The organism is Polaromonas sp. AER18D-145 (assembly GCF_002379095.1).
Taxonomy (GTDB): Bacteria; Pseudomonadota; Gammaproteobacteria; order Burkholderiales; family Burkholderiaceae_C; genus Polaromonas.
Map to the genome: position 1 here is coordinate 163,134 of NZ_NBZV01000004.1, position 18,531 is coordinate 181,664.

Annotated in this window: 15 protein-coding genes; 7 read left to right on the forward strand and 8 right to left on the reverse strand. The window is 64.6% G+C overall.

From position 1 onward, the window contains the following. Nucleotides 1–238: 238 nt before the first annotated feature. Nucleotides 239–1,045, reverse strand: coding sequence for a prolipoprotein diacylglyceryl transferase (gene lgt, locus B7G52_RS04320; protein ID WP_096696416.1), 807 nt, complete (start codon nucleotides 1,043–1,045; stop codon nucleotides 239–241). Nucleotides 1,046–1,199: 154 nt separating this feature from the next. Next, a complete protein-coding gene (locus tag B7G52_RS04325; protein ID WP_096696417.1) occupies nucleotides 1,200–2,150 on the reverse strand; it encodes a LysR family transcriptional regulator in 951 nt (316 codons plus the stop codon). Between the two features lie 103 nt (nucleotides 2,151–2,253). Between B7G52_RS04325 and ilvD the strand changes: the two genes are divergently transcribed. Continuing rightward, nucleotides 2,254–3,963, forward strand: coding sequence for a dihydroxy-acid dehydratase (gene ilvD / locus B7G52_RS04330; RefSeq protein ID WP_096696418.1), 1,710 nt, complete (start codon nucleotides 2,254–2,256; stop codon nucleotides 3,961–3,963). Nucleotides 3,964–4,156: 193 nt separating this feature from the next. Here ilvD and B7G52_RS04335 read toward each other — a convergent pair whose 3' ends face one another. After that, nucleotides 4,157–4,396 carry a TIGR04438 family Trp-rich protein gene (locus B7G52_RS04335; RefSeq protein WP_096696419.1) on the reverse strand — a complete coding sequence of 80 codons (240 nt, stop codon included), beginning with the start codon at nucleotides 4,394–4,396 and terminating at the stop codon, nucleotides 4,157–4,159. Nucleotides 4,397–4,508: 112 nt separating this feature from the next. Between B7G52_RS04335 and B7G52_RS04340 the strand changes: the two genes are divergently transcribed. Beyond that, the gene (locus B7G52_RS04340; protein ID WP_096696420.1) at nucleotides 4,509–4,823 is read left to right on the forward strand and encodes a c-type cytochrome; all 315 of its coding nucleotides are present in this window, start codon (nucleotides 4,509–4,511) and stop codon (nucleotides 4,821–4,823) included. Nucleotides 4,824–5,119: 296 nt separating this feature from the next. Here the strand turns inward: B7G52_RS04340 and acs are convergent, their stop codons facing one another. Next, complete coding sequence (gene acs / locus B7G52_RS04345) at nucleotides 5,120–7,117, reverse strand: acetate--CoA ligase (RefSeq protein WP_096696421.1); 1,998 nt, start codon at nucleotides 7,115–7,117, stop codon at nucleotides 5,120–5,122. 160 nt (nucleotides 7,118–7,277) lie between these two features. On the opposite strand from acs, the gene B7G52_RS04350 reads away from it, so the two are divergent. Continuing rightward, on the forward strand, nucleotides 7,278–7,886 hold the full coding sequence (locus tag B7G52_RS04350) for a YqhA family protein (protein WP_096696422.1): 609 nt from the start codon (nucleotides 7,278–7,280) through the stop codon (nucleotides 7,884–7,886). A gap of 110 nt (nucleotides 7,887–7,996) precedes the next feature. Here B7G52_RS04350 and fumC read toward each other — a convergent pair whose 3' ends face one another. Beyond that, on the reverse strand, nucleotides 7,997–9,382 hold the full coding sequence (fumC, locus tag B7G52_RS04355; protein ID WP_096696441.1) for a class II fumarate hydratase: 1,386 nt from the start codon (nucleotides 9,380–9,382) through the stop codon (nucleotides 7,997–7,999). Between the two features lie 116 nt (nucleotides 9,383–9,498). Between fumC and B7G52_RS04360 the strand changes: the two genes are divergently transcribed. Both B7G52_RS04360 and murI read left to right on the forward strand, forming a co-directional pair. Next, nucleotides 9,499–11,052 (forward strand): fumarate hydratase, encoded by a 1,554-nt coding sequence (locus B7G52_RS04360; protein ID WP_096696423.1) that lies wholly within the window; start codon nucleotides 9,499–9,501, stop codon nucleotides 11,050–11,052. 112 nt (nucleotides 11,053–11,164) lie between these two features. Next, nucleotides 11,165–12,019, forward strand: coding sequence for a glutamate racemase (gene murI, locus B7G52_RS04365; RefSeq protein ID WP_096696424.1), 855 nt, complete (start codon nucleotides 11,165–11,167; stop codon nucleotides 12,017–12,019). Between the two features lie 108 nt (nucleotides 12,020–12,127). On the opposite strand, the gene B7G52_RS04370 is transcribed toward murI, so the two are convergent. The 3 genes from B7G52_RS04370 to B7G52_RS04380 are packed head-to-tail and all read right to left on the reverse strand — an operon-like array spanning nucleotide 12,128 to nucleotide 18,080. Then, nucleotides 12,128–13,603, reverse strand: a complete 1,476-nt coding sequence (locus tag B7G52_RS04370) for an efflux transporter outer membrane subunit (RefSeq protein ID WP_141397380.1) — start codon at nucleotides 13,601–13,603, stop codon at nucleotides 12,128–12,130. Then, nucleotides 13,596–16,772, reverse strand: coding sequence for an efflux RND transporter permease subunit (locus B7G52_RS04375; protein ID WP_096696426.1), 3,177 nt, complete (start codon nucleotides 16,770–16,772; stop codon nucleotides 13,596–13,598). Before B7G52_RS04375 ends, B7G52_RS04370 begins: the two co-directional genes overlap by 8 nt. A 12-nt stretch (nucleotides 16,773–16,784) precedes the next feature. Beyond that, nucleotides 16,785–18,080 (reverse strand): efflux RND transporter periplasmic adaptor subunit, encoded by a 1,296-nt coding sequence (locus tag B7G52_RS04380; protein WP_096696427.1) that lies wholly within the window; start codon nucleotides 18,078–18,080, stop codon nucleotides 16,785–16,787. Here B7G52_RS04380 and B7G52_RS24310 point away from each other — a divergent pair. After that, entirely contained in the window at nucleotides 18,079–18,201 is a 123-nt protein-coding gene (locus tag B7G52_RS24310; RefSeq protein ID WP_256387713.1) for a hypothetical protein, read from the forward strand. The genes B7G52_RS04380 and B7G52_RS24310 overlap by 2 nt on opposite strands. A gap of 68 nt (nucleotides 18,202–18,269) precedes the next feature. Continuing rightward, the coding region (locus B7G52_RS04385) for a TetR family transcriptional regulator (protein WP_141397381.1) at nucleotides 18,270–18,531 on the forward strand (262 nt) is incomplete at its 3' end.

Genomic DNA, 18,531 nt, shown 5'->3' on the forward strand with positions numbered 1-18,531 from the left:
CCGTCCCCGCGTATGGGCAATCTGTTCTGTAATTTCCTGTAATTTCCTGTAATTACACATAATTATGATGAGCAAGCTTGGCGAGCGCAAGCTGCTTCAGCGACAAACCAACAGGTGAAAACCCGCACTTCCGGGCTTCAGAAAAGGGAGGCGACCGCTACTGCAGGTGGGTCGGACCTGAAGTCAGCTACTGAAAAGATAGCTGCTGGCGCCCGACCAGCAAGGGATGATGCCGTTTTCAGGCTCTTTTTTCAGCCCACAGCCAAAGCCAGACACCGGCCGCGATCATCGGCAGGCACAGCCACTGGCCCATGCTCATGCCCAGCGCCAGCACGCCGAGGAAGTCGTCCGGCTCACGGAAAAATTCGGCGATGAAACGGAACACGCCGTAACCGACGAGAAACGCCGCCGACACCTGGCCGGTCTTGCGCGGCTTGCGTGCATACAGCCACAGCAGCACGAAAAGCAGCAGCCCTTCCAGCAGGAACTGGTAAACCTGCGAGGGATGGCGCGGCAGCATGGAGCCGCTGTGTTTGAACACCATGCCCCAGGGCAGATCGGGGCTGCTGAAACGGCCCCACAACTCGCCGTTGATGAAGTTGCCAACCCGCCCCGCCGCCAGCCCGGTAGGCACGCAAGGTGCAACCAGGTCCATCACCTGCAGCCAGGGTTTTTGCCGCGTGCGGGCGAACCAGACCTGCGAGAGCAACACGCCAATCAGACCGCCATGAAAACTCATGCCACCCTGCCAGACGTAAAGAATTTCGAGCGGATGCGCCAGGTAATAACCGGGTTTGTAAAACAGGCAGTAGCCGATGCGCCCGCCCACCACCACGCCCATCACCCCCAGGAAGAGGATGTCCTCGATGTCCTTGCGGCCCCAGGCGGCCGCCCCGGTCATCGACGCATAGGGTTCATGCCGCAGGCGGCGCAGCCCAAGAAACAGGAACAGGCCGAAGGCCGCCAGGTAGGTCAGGCCATACCAGTGGATGGCCAGCGGCCCCAGCTGCAGGGCGACAGGATCGATGGTGGGGTGAATCAGCATGCGGCTTATTGTGCCAGCGTGCGCCCGCGGTAAGGGATGCGCGGGCCCTCAGAGGCTGAGAGTTTTTTGGTCGTGTCCGCGTAGCGCGTCAAAACGTACCCAATCGAGGCGCAAAGCACAGCCATAGCTCGGGCTATGGCGGAATGGCACTTACTTAAGGCGCGAATACCGAGAAACCTGTCCCCGGCGTTGAGCCGGGATGACAAACGGAAACGTGGATGACGCCTGAAGTTGTCATTGCGGGCTTGACCCGCAATCCATGCCTCGCGGGCCTGTGCGGTGGAACATGTCGACCTTTTTTGCCCGCCACGCTGCGGTACACCACGCCAGGCCGCTGGAACTGCCGCACACTGTCGGGCACCCAGGCCACGCCCAAGCCGGCCGACACCAGGTTCACGATGGTCTGCATCTGGATGGCCTCCTGCGCTACCTGCGGTGGCTGCGCGGCGGCATGGTACATGCCGAAGATCGCGTCGTACAGCGAGGGCAGGATGCGGCGCGGAAAAATCACCAGCGGCTGTGCCAGCACTTCGTCGAGCGCCAGGGACGCCCTGGCGGCCAGCGGGTGCTGTTCGGCCAGCGCCAGCACCAGCGGCTCCCGGGCGATCAGCCGGCGCGTCAGGCCCGGCGGCGCAAAACCAGGGGAATGCAGCATGATCCCGGCGTCGATGTCATGGCGTTCAAACGCCTGCAACTGCATGTCGCCGGTGGCCTCGAGCAGTTCCAGCTGGACCTGCGGCGCATGGTCGCGGAAAGTCCGCACCCAGGCGGGCAGCAGCGAGAACCCCGCGGTGGAAACAAACGCCAGCCGCAGGCGGCCGACTTCACCGGCCGCCGCCGCCCTCGCCTGCCCGGGCAGGGCCTGCGCACGCGCCAGCAGGTCCAGCACCTGCGGCAGCAGCGCCGTGGCCACCGCCGTCATGTGCACGCTGCGTTTGGTGCGCTCGAACAGCCGCACGCCCAGCAGCTTTTCCAGATGGGCAATCGCCTGGGTCAGCGGCGGTTGCGTCATGTGCAGGCGTGCCGCGGCACGGCCGAAATGCAGCTCTTCGGCCACAGCCACAAACTGGCGCCAGAGCCGTAGTTCAACGGTCGGAGTAGTCATATGCCACGCATATTAATACAGCCTTAAAAATATATTGGAGGCGCTTGATGAGGCGGCGCATACTCTGGCTTTTGCTCCACCTTCCCCACCCCAGAGACATCCCATGACACAACAGGACAAAGACAGCGTCGGCGACGCCATCAACCGCCGCAGCAGGAACATCACCGAAGGCACCTCGCGCGCCCCGAACCGCTCGATGTATTACGCCATGGGCTACGAGGCCGATGACTTCAAGAAACCCATGGTCGGCGTGGCCAACGGCCACAGCACCATCACGCCCTGCAACAGCGGCCTGCAAAAACTCGCCGATGCCGCGATTGCCGGCATCGAGGAAGCCGGCGGCAATGCGCAGGTCTTCGGCACACCGACGATCTCCGACGGCATGGCCATGGGCACCGAAGGCATGAAGTATTCGCTGGTCAGCCGCGAAGTCATCTCCGACTGTATCGAGACCTGCGTGCAGGGCCAGTGGATGGACGGCGTGCTGGTGGTCGGCGGCTGCGACAAGAACATGCCCGGCGGCCTGATGGGCATGCTGCGCGCCAACGTGCCGGCCATTTATGTGTATGGCGGCACCATTCTTCCGGGGCACTACAAGGGCAAGGACCTGAACATCGTCAGCGTCTTCGAAGCTGTGGGCGAACACGCGGCCGGCCGCATGAGCGACGAGGACCTGTTGCAGATCGAGCGCCGCGCCATTCCGGGCACCGGCAGCTGCGGCGGCATGTACACCGCCAACACCATGTCCTCGGCCTTCGAGGCGCTGGGCATCTCCCTGCCCTACTCCTCGACCATGGCGAATCCGCACGACGAGAAGGTCAACTCGGCGAAAGAGTCGGCCAAGGTGCTGGTCGAAGCCATCCGCAAGAACATCAAGCCGCGCGACATCGTGACCAAGAAGTCGATTGAAAACGCCGTGGCCGTCATCATGGCCACCGGCGGCTCGACCAACGCGGTGCTGCACTTCCTGGCGATCGCGCATGCGGCCGGCGTGGACTGGACGATTGACGACTTCGAGCGCGTGCGCGTCAAGACGCCGGTGCTGTGCGACCTCAAGCCCTCGGGCAAATACCTGGCCGTGGACCTGCACCAGGCCGGCGGCATCCCGCAGGTCATGAAGATGCTGCTCAAGGCGGGCCTGCTGCATGGCGACTGCCTGACCATTGAAGGAAAGACGATTGCCGAGGTGCTCAAGGACGTACCGGACGCGCCGCGTGCCGACCAGGACGTGATCCGCCCCATCGACAAACCCATGTATGCGCAGGGCCACCTGGCCATCCTCAAGGGCAATCTCTCGCCCGAAGGCTGCGTCGCCAAGATCACCGGCCTGAAAAACCCGGTGATGACCGGGCCGGCCCGCGTGTTTGACGATGAACAGTCGGCCCTCGAGGCCATTCTGGCCGGCAAGATCGTCGCGGGCGACGTGATGGTGTTGCGTTACCTCGGCCCCAAGGGCGGCCCCGGCATGCCGGAAATGCTGGCACCGACCGGCGCACTGATCGGCGCCGGCCTGGGCGAAAGCGTGGGCCTGATCACCGACGGCCGTTTCTCGGGCGGTACCTGGGGCATGGTGGTGGGCCACGTCGCGCCGGAAGCTGCGGCAGGCGGCAACATTGCCTTCATCAACGAAGGCGACTCGATCACCATCGACGCCAAACAGTTGCTGCTGCAACTGAACATCAGCGACGCCGAACTGGCCAAACGCAAGGAGGGCTGGAAAGCACCGCTGCCGCGTTACATGCGCGGCGTGCAGGCCAAGTTTGCCTTCAACGCTTCCAGCGCCAGCAAGGGCGCCGTGCTCGACGACTATTGAGGTCGCGGCAACACGCCGACCATCAAAAAAGCCCCTGCAGAACAGCTGCAGGGGCTTTTTTTTATTTGCTGGATGCTTTAGCTGCGAAGGCCTTTCCCCTTCAAGCAGGGGCCGCGGATCTGGCTCCGCCAGTCCGCAGGCGCAGCGGCCCCTCTGGGGGCAGGAAGCTACACGCAGTGAGCGACCGTGGGGGTCATTTCCTTCTTTTGAGCATCCCCATGGCATCGCGTTGCCGGTCAATCCGCTCTTTCTTGCGTTTTTCCATTTTTTCCATGGCGTTCTTTTCGGTGAGGCCGGACTTGTCCGCCCACCACCACCAGAGCACGGCCAAGCCGAACGGCGCCAGCACCACCCACCAGGGCCAACCCGCCACCGGCGCGACCTCGAGGTACTTCAAGGCAATGCCGACGATGCCCAACAACAGAAAAAACATGGCTGACTCCTGAAAAACCCGAGGTAACCCTTTGAAAGCGAGGTCAACCCGGCCCACTACAATGACGTTGAATGACTGTAACCGAATCCATAACTCCCCCACGAGGTTAACGATGAAACGTCTCTGCTTAGTGATTGCTTCCCTGGCCGCAGGTTTTGCGGTGTCCACCCCGGCGCTGGCTGACCTGCAACTGGCAACCGCCAAAAACTGCATGGCCTGCCATGCCGTGGCGACCAAGCTGGTGGGTCCGTCCTACAAGGACGTGGCAGCCAAGTATGCGGGTCAAAAGGACGCCGTTGACAAGCTCGCAGCAAAAATCGTCAAGGGCGGTGCCGGCGTCTGGGGCCCTGTGCCCATGCCGGCCAATGCCCAGGTCAATGCCGACGAAGCCAAAAAGCTGGCGGCTTGGGTCATGACGCAAAAATAAGCCCGGTCCTCCGGCACAAAAAAAGCCCGTTGACTCAACGGGCTTTTTTCATGGGTGCGACGCTCCTGGCGCCGCCGCTTACAGGTTTTCAGACAGCTGGTCGAGGATGGCCGGATTTTGGCTACGGCATGACAAGCCCTGCGGGCAATTGTCAGCCTGCGCCGAAACCCGGCTTAAAGGTTTTCCGATAACTGGTCAAGAATCGCCGGGTTTTGTGGCCACCTCACATCGCTTCGCGATATGAGTGTCCGCCAATCCCGCCACAGCTTCGCTGACGCGGCTAGCGCCGCCCTCGATCACAGGTTTTCGGAAAGCTGATCGAGGATGGCGGGATTTTCCAAGGTCGAGGTGTCCTGGGTGATGGCCTCGCCCTTGGCGATGCCGCGCAGCAGGCGGCGCATGATTTTTCCGCTGCGGGTTTTCGGCAGGTTGTCGCCGAAGCGGATGTCCTTGGGCTTGGCAATCGGCCCGATCTCCTTGCCGACCCAGTCACGCAATTCCTTGGCAATCGCCTTGGCCTCCTCGCCGGTCGGCCGCGAGCGCTTGAGCACCACGAAGGCCACAATCGCCTCGCCCGTCAGGTCGTCGGGCCGGCCCACCACCGCGGCCTCGGCGACCAGTGCCGAATGCGACACCAGGGCCGACTCGATCTCCATCGTGCCCATGCGGTGGCCGGAAACGTTGAGCACGTCGTCGATGCGGCCGGTGATGCGGAAGTAGCCACGGTCGGTGCTGCGCACGGCGCCGTCGCCGGCCAGGTACATGGTGCCGCCCATCTCCTCGGGGAAATAACTTTTCTTGAAACGCTCGGGATCGTTCCAGATGGTGCGGATCATCGACGGCCAAGGGCGCTTGACCACCAGCATGCCCCCGGAGCCGTTGGGCACGTCCTTGCCGAGTTCATCGACGATGGCCGCCATGATGCCGGGCAGCGGCAAGGTGCAGCTGCCGGGGACCAGCGGCGTCGCACCCGGCAGCGGCGTGATCATGTGGCCGCCGGTTTCGGTTTGCCAGAAGGTGTCGACCACCGGGCAGCGCTCGCCACCGACGTTTTTGTAGTACCACATCCAGGCTTCGGGGTTGATGGGTTCGCCCACCGTGCCGAGGAGGCGCAGGCTGCTCAGGTCGGAGCGCGCCGGATGGATTTTTTCGTCGGCTTCGGCCGCCTTGATCAGCGAGCGGATCGCGGTCGGTGCGGTGTAGAAAATACTGACCTTGTGTTTTTCGATCATCTGCCAGAAGCGGCCGGCATTCGGATAAGTGGGAATGCCTTCGAAAATCACCTGGGTCGCACCAGCGGCCAGCGGGCCGTAGGCCACATAGGTGTGGCCGGTGATCCAGCCGATGTCGGCCGTGCACCAGAACACATCGGACGGCTGGATGTCGAAGGTCCAGTCCATGGTCAGCTTGGCCCACAGCAAATAACCGCCGGTGCTGTGCTGCACACCCTTGGGTTTGCCGGTCGAGCCGGAGGTGTAGAGGATGAACAGCGGATGTTCCGCGCCGACGAATTCCGGCTCGCAGGTGGCCGCTTGTTTCTCCGTGACCTCGTGCATCAGGCTGTCGCGCCCGGCGACCATGTTGCAGGCGGTGGCGGTGCGCTGGTAGACAATCACGTTTTTGATCGACTCGCAGCCGCCCATGGCGATGCCTTCGTCAACAATCGCCTTCAGCGGCAGTTCCTTGCCGCCGCGCAACTGGTAGTTGGCGGTGATGACGGCCACCGCACCGGCGTCCTGGATGCGCTCCTGCAGGCTCTTGGCGGAAAAGCCGCCGAACACGACAGAGTGGGTCGCGCCTATGCGTGCGCAGGCCTGCATGGCGACCACGCCTTCCACCGTCATGGGCATGTAGATGATGACGCGGTCGCCCTTCTGGATGCCCATGGCCCTGAGCGCATTGGCGAACTGGCAGACCTTGCCGTGCAACTCCTTGTAGGTGACGTTGGTCACCTTGCCGTCGTCGCTCTCGAAGATGATGGCCTTCTTGTTCTCGGTGGCGGTGCCGAGGTGGCGGTCCAGGCAGTTGTACGAGGCGTTGAGCTCGCCGTCGGCAAACCATTGGTAGAACGGCGCGTTCGACTCGTCCAGCGTCTGGGTGAAGGGTTTCTTCCAGCTGAGGTTCTCGCGCGCCAGCCGGGCCCAGAAACCCTCGAAGTCTTTCTCGGCTTCGGCGCACAGCGCCTGGTAGGCATCCATGCTGGAAATGCGGGCGGATTTGGCCAGCTCGGGGTTCGGGAAAAAGACCCGGTTTTCAACCAGTGTGGATTCGATGGCGGATGAAGGCGCGTTCATGATGGCTTGTCTCCTCAGGTTGTCGTTGATACGTGCTAATGTCATATTTGGCACTTACAGTCCACTGACTGGCTGGAAGCTTACAGATTCAGGCGAAATCCCGCCAGCCCGAGCAGCACGCCTACAATCCGCACAGTCCGTACAAACCCCCATAAAAATCATGTCAGACCCCAAGCCAGTCATCACCAAAGTTGCCCCGCTGCGCCCGATTCCCAACTTCATTTTTGCCAGCCGCTGGCTGCAGTTGCCCCTGTATGTCGGCCTGATCGCCGCGCAGGGCGTCTATGTCTTCCACTTCCTGGTCGAGCTGCTGCACCTGATCGAAGCCGTCTTCGGCAGCCAGACCGCGCTGCAGGCCCTGGTCACCAGCATAGGTTACAAGACCGAGGCGCCCATCACGACGCTCAATGAAACCGTGATCATGCTGGTGGTGCTGGCGCTGATCGACGTGGTCATGATCTCGAACCTGCTGATCATGGTGATCGTCGGCGGTTACGAAACCTTTGTCAGCCGCATGAACCTTGAAGGCCACCGCGACCAGCCCGAGTGGCTGAGCCACGTCAACGCCTCGGTGCTCAAGGTCAAGCTGGCCACGGCCATCATTGGCATCAGCTCCATCCACCTGCTGAAAACCTTCATCAATGCCGACAATTACACCGACCGGGTGCTGATCGCGCAGACCGTCATCCACATCACCTTCCTGCTGTCAGCGCTGGCGATTGCCTACACCGACAAGATCATGTCGGGCATTGCTTCGCAAAAACACTGAACCCGCGAAAGCATTCAAAAAAGGGCCAGCAGGCCCTTTTTTTACGCATCAAACAGGACTCCACCCCATGCCGGCCGGTCGCAGTCAGCTATTGATTCAATAGCAATCGGCTAACGCCCGGTCATGTTTTCGGGCACCACCCAGGCATCAAACTGCTCGCTGGTCACATGGCCCGAGGCCAGCGCCGCCTCGCGCAGACTGCTTCCTTCCTTGTGCGCCTTCTTGGCGATGAAGGCCGCCTTGTCGTAGCCGATGTGCGGGTTGAGCGCCGTCACCAGCATCAGCGAGCGGTCTACCAGCTCGGTAATGCGTTCACGATTCGGTTCAATGCCCACAGCGCAATGGTCGTTGAAGCTGCGCATGCCGTCGGCCAGCAGGCGCACGCTCTGCAGGAAGTTGTGCGCGATCATGGGCCGGAACACATTGAGCTCGAAATTGCCCGAGGCGCCGCCCAGGTTGATGGCCACGTCGTTGCCGAACACCTGGCAACACAACATGGTCACGGCTTCGCTCTGCGTCGGGTTGACCTTGCCCGGCATGATGGACGAGCCGGGCTCGTTCTCGGGAATGCTCAGCTCGCCGATGCCGCTGCGCGGCCCGCTGGCCAGCCAGCGCACATCGTTGGCGATTTTCATCATGCTGGCGGCCAGCGTCTTGAGCGCGCCGTGCGCATGCACCAGCGCATCGCACGACGCCAGGGCCTCGAACTTGTTGGGCGCCGTCACAAACGGCAGGCCGGTCAGGCGCGCCAGTTCGGCCGCCGCCTGTTCTGCATACCCTTTGGGCGCATTCAGGCCGGTGCCGACGGCCGTGCCACCCAGCGCCAGTTCGCACAGGTGCGGCAGCGCGGCCAACAGGTGCTGCTGCCCGTGGGCGAGTTGCGCCACGTAACCCGAGAACTCCTGGCCCAGCGTCAACGGCGTGGCGTCCTGCAGATGGGTGCGGCCTATCTTGACGACGCCGTCGAAATCGCGCGCCTTCTGCGCCAGCGTGGCGCGCAGCCTGTCGATGGCCGGCAGCAGCCGGTGCGTGATGGCGTCCACCGCCGCCACATGCATGGCGGTCGGAAACACATCGTTGGACGACTGGCTGCGGTTGACCTCGTCGTTCGGGTGCACCAACCGGTTTTCACCGCGCTCGCCGCCCAGCAGCACACTGGCGCGGTTGGCCAGCACCTCGTTGACATTCATGTTGCTCTGCGTGCCCGAACCGGTTTGCCAGACCACCAGCGGAAATTCGCCGGCGTGCTGGCCGGCAATCACCTCGTCGGCCGCGGCCATGATGGCCAGCGCCTTCTTGCCGTCGAGCAGGCCCAGGGCCAGGTTGACGCTCGCCGAAGCCCGCTTGACCTGCGCCAGCGCCCGGATGATCTCGCGCGGCTGCAGCTCGCCGGAGATGTCGAAGTTCTGCAGCGAGCGCTGGGTCTGCGCGCCCCAGAGCCGGTCGGCCGGTACGGCGATGGGGCCAAAGGTATCGTGTTCGGTGCGGGTTGTCATGTTCATTCCTCGATGTGAAAAGGTGGCTTTTCGCACCCTGTCAAAATACCAGGTTGCGCTTACCGTATCACACGGGCGGCCACGTGAAAAGTCATCCTCCCACGAACCCCCTGACCATGACCACCATCATCCAACAAGCCGACCTCATCGAATCCGTTGCTGCCGCCCTGCAGTACATCAGCTACTACCACCCGGCCGACTACATCGCCCACCTGGCGCGCGCCTACGAACGCGAGCAGAGCCCGGCGGCCAAGGACGCGATTGCGCAGATCCTGACCAACAGCAAGATGAGCGCCACCGGCCACCGCCCGATCTGCCAGGACACCGGCATCGTCAACGTGTTCCTGAAAGTCGGCATGGACGTGCGCTGGGGCGGCTTCACCGGCAGCATCGACGACGCCATCAATGAAGGTGTCCGCCAAGGCTACAACCACCCGGACAACACACTGCGTGCCTCGGTCGTCGCCGACCCGCAGTTCGACCGCAAGAACACGAAAGACAACACGCCCGCGGTGATCTGCACCGAGATCGTTCCCGGCAACACGGTGGAAGTCACCGTCGCGGCCAAGGGCGGCGGCAGCGAAAACAAAAGCAAGCTGGCCATGCTCAACCCCGGCGACTCCATCGTCGACTGGGTGCTCAAGACCGTGCCGACCATGGGCGCCGGCTGGTGCCCGCCCGGCATGCTGGGCATAGGCATTGGCGGCACCGCCGAAAAAGCCGTGTTGATGGCCAAGGAGTCGCTGATGGACGACCTCGACATGTACGAACTGCAGGCCAAGGCCGCCTCCGGCGCGGCGCTGACCAAGGTCGAGGCGCTGCGGCTCGAACTGTTCGAGAAAGTCAACGCGCTGGGCATAGGCGCACAGGGCCTGGGTGGCCTGACGACCGTGCTCGACGTCAAGATCCAGATGTACCCAACCCATGCGGCCAGCAAGCCGGTCGCCATGATCCCCAACTGCGCCGCCACGCGGCATGCGCACTTCGTGCTGAACGGCAGCGGCCCGGTCTACCTGACCCCGCCCAGCCTGGACCTCTGGCCCAACGTCAACTGGACGCCCGACTACGTGAAGAGCCAGAAGGTCAACCTCGACACGCTGACCCAGGCCGAGGTCGCCAGCTGGAAGCCCGGCCAGACCCTGCTGCTGTCGGGCAAGATGCTGACCGGCCGCGACGCCGCGCACAAGCGGATAGCCGACATGCTGGCCAGGGGCGAGAAGCTGCCGGTGGACTTCACCAACCGCGTGATTTATTACGTCGGCCCGGTGGACCCGGTCGCCGGCGAGGCGGTCGGCCCGGCCGGCCCGACGACGGCCACCCGCATGGACGACTTCACCGAAATGATGCTGTCGCAGACCGGCCTGATCTCCATGATCGGCAAGGCCGAACGCGGCCCGGTGGCGATCGAGGCCATCAAGAAACACCAAAGCGCCTACCTGATGGCCGTCGGCGGCGCCGCCTACCTGGTCAGCAAGGCGATCAAGAGCGCCACCGTCGTCGGTTTTGCCGACCTCGGCATGGAAGCCATTTACGAGTTCGACGTGGTCGACATGCCGGTAACCGTGGCGGTGGATTCCGGCGGTACCAGCGCCCACATCACCGGCCCGGCCGAGTGGCAGAAAAAGATTGCCACCGGTGAATTCAAGGGCATTGCGGTCGCCGCTGCCTGAGGCCAGAGCGATCAACAGCGTGCTACCCCCCTCCCTTCAAGCAGGGGCCGTGGGACCGGCTTTGCCGGACCGCAGGCGCAGCGGCCCCTCTCGTGATGAAAGGGGCAGGGAGATGCCGCAGGCCACACGCAGTGCGCGACCGTGGGGGCCCGTAGGTATTTTTGACAGCGGCGTCGGTGGCCTGAGCGTGCTGCGGGCGCTGCGCGCCGAGCTGCCGCATCACAACTTCATCTACATCGCCGACAGCGGCCACGCGCCCTATGGCGAGCGGGACGCGGCCCATGTGATCGCCCGCTCGCGCGCCCTCACCGCGCATTTGCGAGACCAGGGCGTACAGGCGCTGGTGATCGCCTGCAACACGGCCACGGCCGCGGCCATCAACCTGCTGCGCGCCGAGCATCCCCAGTTGCCCATCATCGGGGTGGAGCCGGCCCTCAAGCCCGCCGCTGCGCTCAGCAGGACCCGGCGCATCGGCGTCATGGCCACACGCAGCACGCTGGCCAGCAAGCGGTTTCAGCTGCTGCGCGACTCGCTGCAGGCCCAAGCCGAGTTTGTGCTGCAGCCCTGCGACGGACTGGCCGACGCGATCGAGCGCGGCGTGGCCAGCGCGGCAAACCCTGAAACCGCTACCGAAATAATAGCTACTTGCGTCCGCCACACAGAGGCCATGGGCCGATTTGGTTTGAAAGACGGGGAGATCGACACGCTGGTGCTGGGCTGCACGCATTACCCGTTTGCCGCTGCCGTGCTGCGTGACCTGGTCGGGCCCGATGTGCAGCTGGTGGACACCGGCGAGGCGGTGGCCCGGCAGACCCGCCTGCGGCTGGCGGACGCCGTTCCGTCAGGTGCGGCTGACAGCACGCCGGGGCGGATCCGCCTGTTCAGCACCGGGCAGCCAGCCCACCTGCAAGCCGCCGCGCAGCGCTGGCTGCAGCTGGAGGGCACCGCCGAAACGCTACACTTTTAAGAGCATCCGGCGCAGGTGCATCAAGGGCTGGATCCCTGAAACACTCGAAAACCTGACATCCGCCCAGCGCCGCCCGCAGTGGCAGCACGGCCAATGCTGGTCAACCGGTCAGCGCGTGCTGGCGCCCGCCGCTGCCGCAGCAGCCACCGGCTCTTTCCAGCCGCCCCCCAGCGTCTTGTACAGCGTCACCTGGTTCTGCAACTGCAGCAGCCGGGTCTGCACCACGGCCTGCCTGGCGGCGAACAGGGCGCGTTGTGCGTCCAGCAGGTCGAGCTGGCTGGCAATGCCGTTCTGGTAACGCAGGTCGGAGAGCTTGAAGCGGGTGGCTTCGGCGCTGGCCTGGGCCTGCTGCGCGCGCAGCTGCTCACCCAGCGTGGCGCGGCCGGCCAGTGCGTCGGCCACTTCGCGGAACGCGGTCTGAATTGCTTTTTCGTACTGCGCCACGGCGATGTCGCGGTTGACATTGGCCGAGTCGAGCCCGGCGCGGTTGCGGCCGGCGTCGAACAGCGGCAGAAACAGTTGCGGCGCCAGCGTCCAGCCGTAGGTCCCGCTTTGGAACAGCCCCGACAGGTGGTTGCTGACACTGCCGGCCGACGCCGTCAGCGAAATGCGCGGGAAAAACGCGGCACGCGCCGCGCCGATGTTGGCATTGGCCGCCAGCAGTTGCTGCTCGGCCTGGCGGATGTCGGGGCGTTTGGTCAGCAGGTCCGAAGGCAGGCCCGCGGGTACGTCCACCATCAGCGGTGCATCGGCCAGCGCCTGGCCGGCCGGCAGCGCCGCCGCCAGTTCACCGGTCAGCGGCTGGCCCAGCAGCAGCGTCAGCAGGTTTTCATCGAGCGCGCGCTGGCGCTGCAGCTGCGCCAGGCTGATGCGGGCCGCCTCGGTCAGCGACTCGGCCTGGCGCAGGTCCAGCTCGGACGTGGCACCGTTGTCAAAACGCAGCTGGCTGAGCTTGAAGGACTCCTCGCGCGTGGCCAGGGTCTGCTGCGTGATCGCCAGCAGTTCCTCGTCGGCCAGCAGGCTCAGCCAGGTGTTGGCCACCGTCGCGATCAGGCTGATCTGGGTGGTCTTGCGGCCTTCCTCGGTCGCCAGGTACTGCGCCAGCGCGGCGTCCTTGAGGCTGGCGACGCGGCCGAAGAAATCAATCTCGTACGAGGTCATGGCCAGGCCGGCGGTGTAGACGCCGGAGATGCTGCCATTGCCGCTGGCATTGGGCTGGCGCGAGCCGGTGGCCGCCGCCCCCACCGTCGGGAACTGGTCGGCGCGCCGGATCTGGAACTGCGCCCGCGCCTGCTCGATGTTGAGCACCGCGATACGCAGGTCGCGGTTGTTGCGCAGCGCCGCCTCGATCAGCAGCCGCAGCTTGGGGTCGCTGAAAAAACTCTGCCACTCGATATCGGCCGCCGCGGTGGTCTGCACGGCGGTCGAGGCCGTGGTCGGGGCGACGGCGAGCGAACGTGCCAGGCGCAGGCCCGGCCAGTCGGTCGCGACCGGGGCCTCGGGGCGTTCATATTTTGGCGCCATCGAGCAGCCCGCCGCCAGCGCGACTGCGCTCAACAGCAGCGCCTGTGTCAGCTTAGTCATGGGCTTTGCCTTCATTGCCATCTCCGTCAAAACCAGCCGCCTTGGCGTGGTCGGAATACATTTTTCGCTGCCGCTCGCTGCTCTTGAACAGGCTGCGCACCACGACAAAAAAGACCGGTACAAAAATCACCGCCAGCGCGGTCCCGGTGATCATGCCGCCGATCACGCCGGTGCCGATGGCGCGCTGGCTGGCCGAGCCGGCGCCGGTGGCAAGCGCCAGCGGCAACACACCCATCATGAAGGCCAGCGAGGTCATCACGATGGGCCGGAACCGCAGGTGGGCGGCGGCCAGCGCCGATTCGATCGCGCTCTTGCCCTGCGCCTCCAGGTCTTTCGCAAACTCGATGATCAGGATCGCGTTTTTTGCCGACAGCCCGATGATGGTGATCAACCCGACCTGGAAATACACGTCGTTCGAGTAAGCGCGCAGCAGCGTGGCCAGCAACACCCCAAGCACACCCAGCGGCACCACCATGATCACGGCCAGCGGAATGGTCCAGCTTTCATAAAGCGCGGCCAGGCACAGGAACACCGCGAGGATGGCGAAGCCGTAGAGAATCAGCGCCTGCGAGCCGGCAAGTTTTTCCTCGCGCGACTGGCCGGTCCACTCGAAACCAAAGCCGGCGGGCAGCTGGCCCGCCAGTTTTTCCATCTCGGCCATGGCCGCACCCGAGCTGTAGCCCGGCGCCGCGGCACCCGAAATGCGCATCGCCGGATAACCGTTGTAGCGAATCGTCTGCTGCGCGCCGGTCACCCAGCGCGTGCTCGCAAAGGCCGACAACGGCACCGGCCGGCCTTGGCTGTTGCTTGCATTGAGGCGCAGCAGGTCGTCCGGCTGCATGCGCGCCGGCGCATCGGCCTGCACCACCACACGCTGCAGGCGGCCCTGGTTGGGGAAGTCGTTCACATAGCTGGAGCCCAGCGCGGTGGACAGCGTGGTGTTGATGGCATCGAAAGACACCCCCAGCGCATTGGCCTTGTCGCGGTCAATGTCGATCTGCAGTTGCGGGCCGTCTTCCAGGCCGTCCGGACGCACCTGCGCCAGCACCGGACTCTTGCCGGCCATGCCCAGCATCTGGTTGCGTGCGTTGACAAGCGCCTCGTGCCCGGCCCCTGCCCGGTCCTGCAGGCGGAAGGTGAAGCCGCTGGCGGTTCCCAGCTCGGGAATGGGCGGCGGGCTCAGCGGGAAGATGAACGCATCGCGGATGCCGGACAAGGCGCCGAAGGCCCGGCCCGCCAGCGCCTCGGCCGACTGGCCGGGACCTTCGCGCTCGGACCAGTCCTTGAGCGTGACAAACGCCAGCGCCGCATTCTGGCCCTGGCCCGAGAAGCTGAAGCCCAGCACACCGACCATGCTTTGCACTTCGGGCTGCTTGAGGATGTAGGCCTCGACCTGCTGCATGACGGCCAGCGTGCGGCCCTGGGTTGCACCGGGCGGCAACTGCACGTTGACCAGCATGGTGCCCTGGTCCTCTCCCGGCAGGAAAGACGTTGGCAGCCGGGTGTAGACCACCGCCACCGCGGCGATGATGGCCACGTAGATGATCAGGTAACGCGCGGCCCGCTTGAGCACACGGGCAACGATGCTTTCATAGCCCTTGGCGGTGCGTGAAAAGCTGCGGTTGAACCAGCCGAAAAAGCCGCGCTTGTCGTGGTGGTGGCCCGCTTCCACCGGCTTGAGCAGCGTCGCGCACAGGGCCGGGGTGAGCGACAGCGCCATGAAGGCGGAAAAACCGATGGACGCCACCATCACCGCCGAGAACTGGCGGTAGATGTTGCCGGTGGAGCCGGCAAAAAAGGCGAGGGGCACAAACACCGAGATCAGCACCACCGTCACGCCGATGATGGCGCCCGAGATCTGCCGCATCGCCTTGCGCGTGGCTTCCAGCGGGGACAACCCCTCCTCGCTCATGATGCGCTCGACGTTCTCGACCACCACGATCGCGTCGTCCACCACGATACCGATCACCAACACCATGCCGAACATGGTCAGCACATTGATCGAAAACCCCAGGGCCAGCAAGGTCCCGAAGGTTCCCAGCAGCGCAATCGGCACCACGATGGTCGGAATCACGGTGTAGCGCCAGTTCTGCAGGAACAGGAACATCACGAGAAACACCAGCGCCACGGCTTCGAGCAGCGTGACGGCGACCTGCGAGATCGAGATCTGCACAAAACGCGAGCTGTCGTAGGGAATGGTCCAGCTCACGCCTTGCGGAAAATACCGCTCCAGGTCGGCCATCTTCTCGCGCACGGCCTTGGCGGACGCCAGCGCGTTGCCGCTCGGCGACAGCTGCAGGCCGATACCGACCGCCGGCTTGCCATTGAGCCGCGCCGAGGTCGCATAAGCCTGGCCGCCGAGCTCAATGCGCGCCACGTCCTTGAGGCGCACGGCCGAACCGTCGGTGTTGGCGCGCAGGATGATGTTGCCGAACTGCGCCACATCGGACAGCTGGCCGTTGACCACCACCGTGGCGGCAATGCCCTGGCCCGCGACGTTGGGCAGGTCACCGATCGTGCCCGACGACACCTGCGCGTTCTGCGCGCGAATGGCGGCAGTGACTTCGGCGGACGACAGGTTGAAGCCCGCCAGCTTGGCCGGATCGATCCAGATGCGCATGGCGCGTTCGGAGCCGAACAACTGGGCCTGGCCGATGCCGGGCAGGCGCTGCAACTCCGGCACGACGTTGCGTGACGCGTAGTCGCCCAGCGCGATCGGATCGAAGGCCGGGTTGGTCGACGACAGCATGGTGAACATCAGGAAGTTCGAACGCGACTTGTCGACACGCACGCCCTGCTGCGTCACGGCCTGAGGCAGGCGCGGCGATGCGCGCGACAGGCGGTTCTGCACGTCCACCTGGGCCAGGTCGGCGTTGGTGCCGGGCTGGAAGCTGATGGTGATGCTGCCCGTACCGTTGGCCTGGGCCACCGACTCCATGTAGATCAGGCCGGGCGAGCCGTTCATCTCGCGTTCGATCACCGACAGCACGCTGTCCTCCAGCGTCTGGGCCGAGGCACCGGGGTAGGAAGCATTGATGACAATCGACGGCGGCGCGACCGGCGGGTACTGGGAGATCGGCAGCTGCGTGATAGCCACGCTGCCCATCACGATGATGAAAAGCGCGATCACCCAGGCAAAGATAGGCCGATCAATAAAAAACTTGGCCATGCAGTGCGCTCCTTATTTGGCGGCTGCGGAGGCAGCCGGCGCGGCGGACGCTGCAGCTGGTGCTGCTGGTGCAGCCGGTGCGGAGGCAGCTGCGGCAGCCGGCGCTGAAGCCGCACCAGCGGGCGCTGCGCCTGCGGGCTGCCAGGGCACGGGCTTGACGCTGGCGCCAGGCCGCAGTTTCTGGAAACCGTCGACCATGACCTGCTCGCCGGTTTTCAGCCCCTCGAGAATCACCCACTGGTTGCCTTTGGCGGAACCGATTTTCACCGGCCGCGGAGAGACCTTGCCTTCGGCATCGACCACCATGACCGTGTCGCCCTGTCCCGAACGCGTGACGGCCTGCTGCGGCAGGGTCATGGCATTGGTGGCCTGCGCCTGCTCCAGGCGCACCCGCACAAACAGGCCGGGCAGCAACTGGCCGTTCGGGTTGGGCACCTCGGCGCGCAGGGTGATCTGGCCCGTGGTGGCATCGACCGTCAGGTCCGAAAACAGCAAGCGGCCGGGGCGTGCATACTCCGTGCCGTCCTCGAGCACGATGCGCACGCTGGCCGCATCGCCGCCGCTGGCGCGCTTGAACTGGCCGCTGTCCATGGCAGCGCGCAGCTTCATCACTTCCGACGCCGACTGGGTGAAGTTGACGTACATGGGGTTGATCTGCTGGATCACCGCAAGCTGGGTCGCATCGCCCTGCCCGACCAGCGCGCCTTCGGTCACCAGGGCGCGTCCGATGCGGCCCGAGATCGGGGCGGTCACCGAGGCATAACCGAGGTTGATGCTGGCGGTCTGCACATTGGCCCTGCCCACAGCCACGTCGGCTTCGGCCTGCTTCTGCGCCGCCACCGCGTTCGCATACTCCTGCTTGCTGATGGCGTTGGCCTCCACCAGCGGTTTGTAGCGCTGCGCCAGTGCCGTGGCCTGCGCCAGATTGGCTTCGGCACGGGCCTGGCCGGCTTTGGCGCTGGCCGCCGCGGCGGCATAGGGCGCGGCATCAATGCTGAACAGAGGCTGCCCGGCTTTCACGTCGCTGCCCTCACGAAACAGCCGTTTCTGCAAAATGCCGGCGGCGCGCGCGCGCACCTGCGCCACGCGGGAGGCCTCGAGCCGGCCGGGCAGCTCGGTCACCAGACCTACATCGCCCTGGGTCACGGTCACCACCCCGACCGGCACAGGCGGTGGTGCGGCTGGCGCCTCGCTGGCACCCTTGCCACAGCCGGCAAGAAAGGCGGACAACATGGCGACGATCAACAGCCGCTGGTGATTGCTGGAGGGGAGCGCCGCAAAGGGCTGCTTGACGCGGGACATGGGCATGCTGATCCTCGAATTTTCTGGCGTGAAGCGCAAAGGGTGGGTCCTGGACGGCAATCTGGATGGCCATGGCCACGCGGCCCCATCGGACGAAAGGCAAAAGAATAAGGGTTTTGACGAGTGATATAGTTTACATACATTTATGAATGTATAAATAAACCCGCTTGAAACTCTGTTCTCAGGAGGAGAAGCATGGTCCGACGAACCAAAGAAGACGCCTTGGCCACCCGCCACAAGCTGCTGGATGCAGCCGAGCACCTGTTCCAGGCGCAGGGCGTCTCACGCACCAGCCTGCAGGACATCGCCCGGCGGGCGGGGGCAACCCGCGGCGCGGTCTACTGGCATTTCAAGGACAAGGCCGATCTCTTCAACGCGATGATGGAACGGGTCACCCTGCCCCTGGAAAAGACCTTCCAGGACCAGCTGGGGCTAGAGGGGCTAGAGGGGCTAGAGG

Bases quoted from the DNA above. Each gene is read 5' to 3' on its own strand.
- fumC (WP_096696441.1), bottom strand. From the start codon at position 9,382: ATGACAACCCGCACCGAACACGATACCTTTGGCCCCATCGCCGTACCG.
- B7G52_RS04380 (WP_096696427.1), bottom strand. From the start codon at position 18,080: ATGCCCATGTCCCGCGTCAAGCAGCCCTTTGCGGCGCTCCCCTCCAGC.
- B7G52_RS04335 (WP_096696419.1), bottom strand. From the start codon at position 4,396: ATGTTTTTTCTGTTGTTGGGCATCGTCGGCATTGCCTTGAAGTACCTC.
- murI (WP_096696424.1), top strand. From the start codon at position 11,165: ATGCCGCAGGCCACACGCAGTGCGCGACCGTGGGGGCCCGTAGGTATT.
- B7G52_RS24310 (WP_256387713.1), top strand. From the start codon at position 18,079: ATGCTGATCCTCGAATTTTCTGGCGTGAAGCGCAAAGGGTGGGTCCTG.
- B7G52_RS04340 (WP_096696420.1), top strand. From the start codon at position 4,509: ATGAAACGTCTCTGCTTAGTGATTGCTTCCCTGGCCGCAGGTTTTGCG.
- B7G52_RS04325 (WP_096696417.1), bottom strand. From the start codon at position 2,150: ATGACTACTCCGACCGTTGAACTACGGCTCTGGCGCCAGTTTGTGGCT.
- B7G52_RS04370 (WP_141397380.1), bottom strand. From the start codon at position 13,603: ATGACTAAGCTGACACAGGCGCTGCTGTTGAGCGCAGTCGCGCTGGCG.
- B7G52_RS04360 (WP_096696423.1), top strand. From the start codon at position 9,499: ATGACCACCATCATCCAACAAGCCGACCTCATCGAATCCGTTGCTGCC.
- lgt (WP_096696416.1), bottom strand. From the start codon at position 1,045: ATGCTGATTCACCCCACCATCGATCCTGTCGCCCTGCAGCTGGGGCCG.
- ilvD (WP_096696418.1), top strand. From the start codon at position 2,254: ATGACACAACAGGACAAAGACAGCGTCGGCGACGCCATCAACCGCCGC.
- acs (WP_096696421.1), bottom strand. From the start codon at position 7,117: ATGAACGCGCCTTCATCCGCCATCGAATCCACACTGGTTGAAAACCGG.
- B7G52_RS04350 (WP_096696422.1), top strand. From the start codon at position 7,278: ATGTCAGACCCCAAGCCAGTCATCACCAAAGTTGCCCCGCTGCGCCCG.
- B7G52_RS04375 (WP_096696426.1), bottom strand. From the start codon at position 16,772: ATGGCCAAGTTTTTTATTGATCGGCCTATCTTTGCCTGGGTGATCGCG.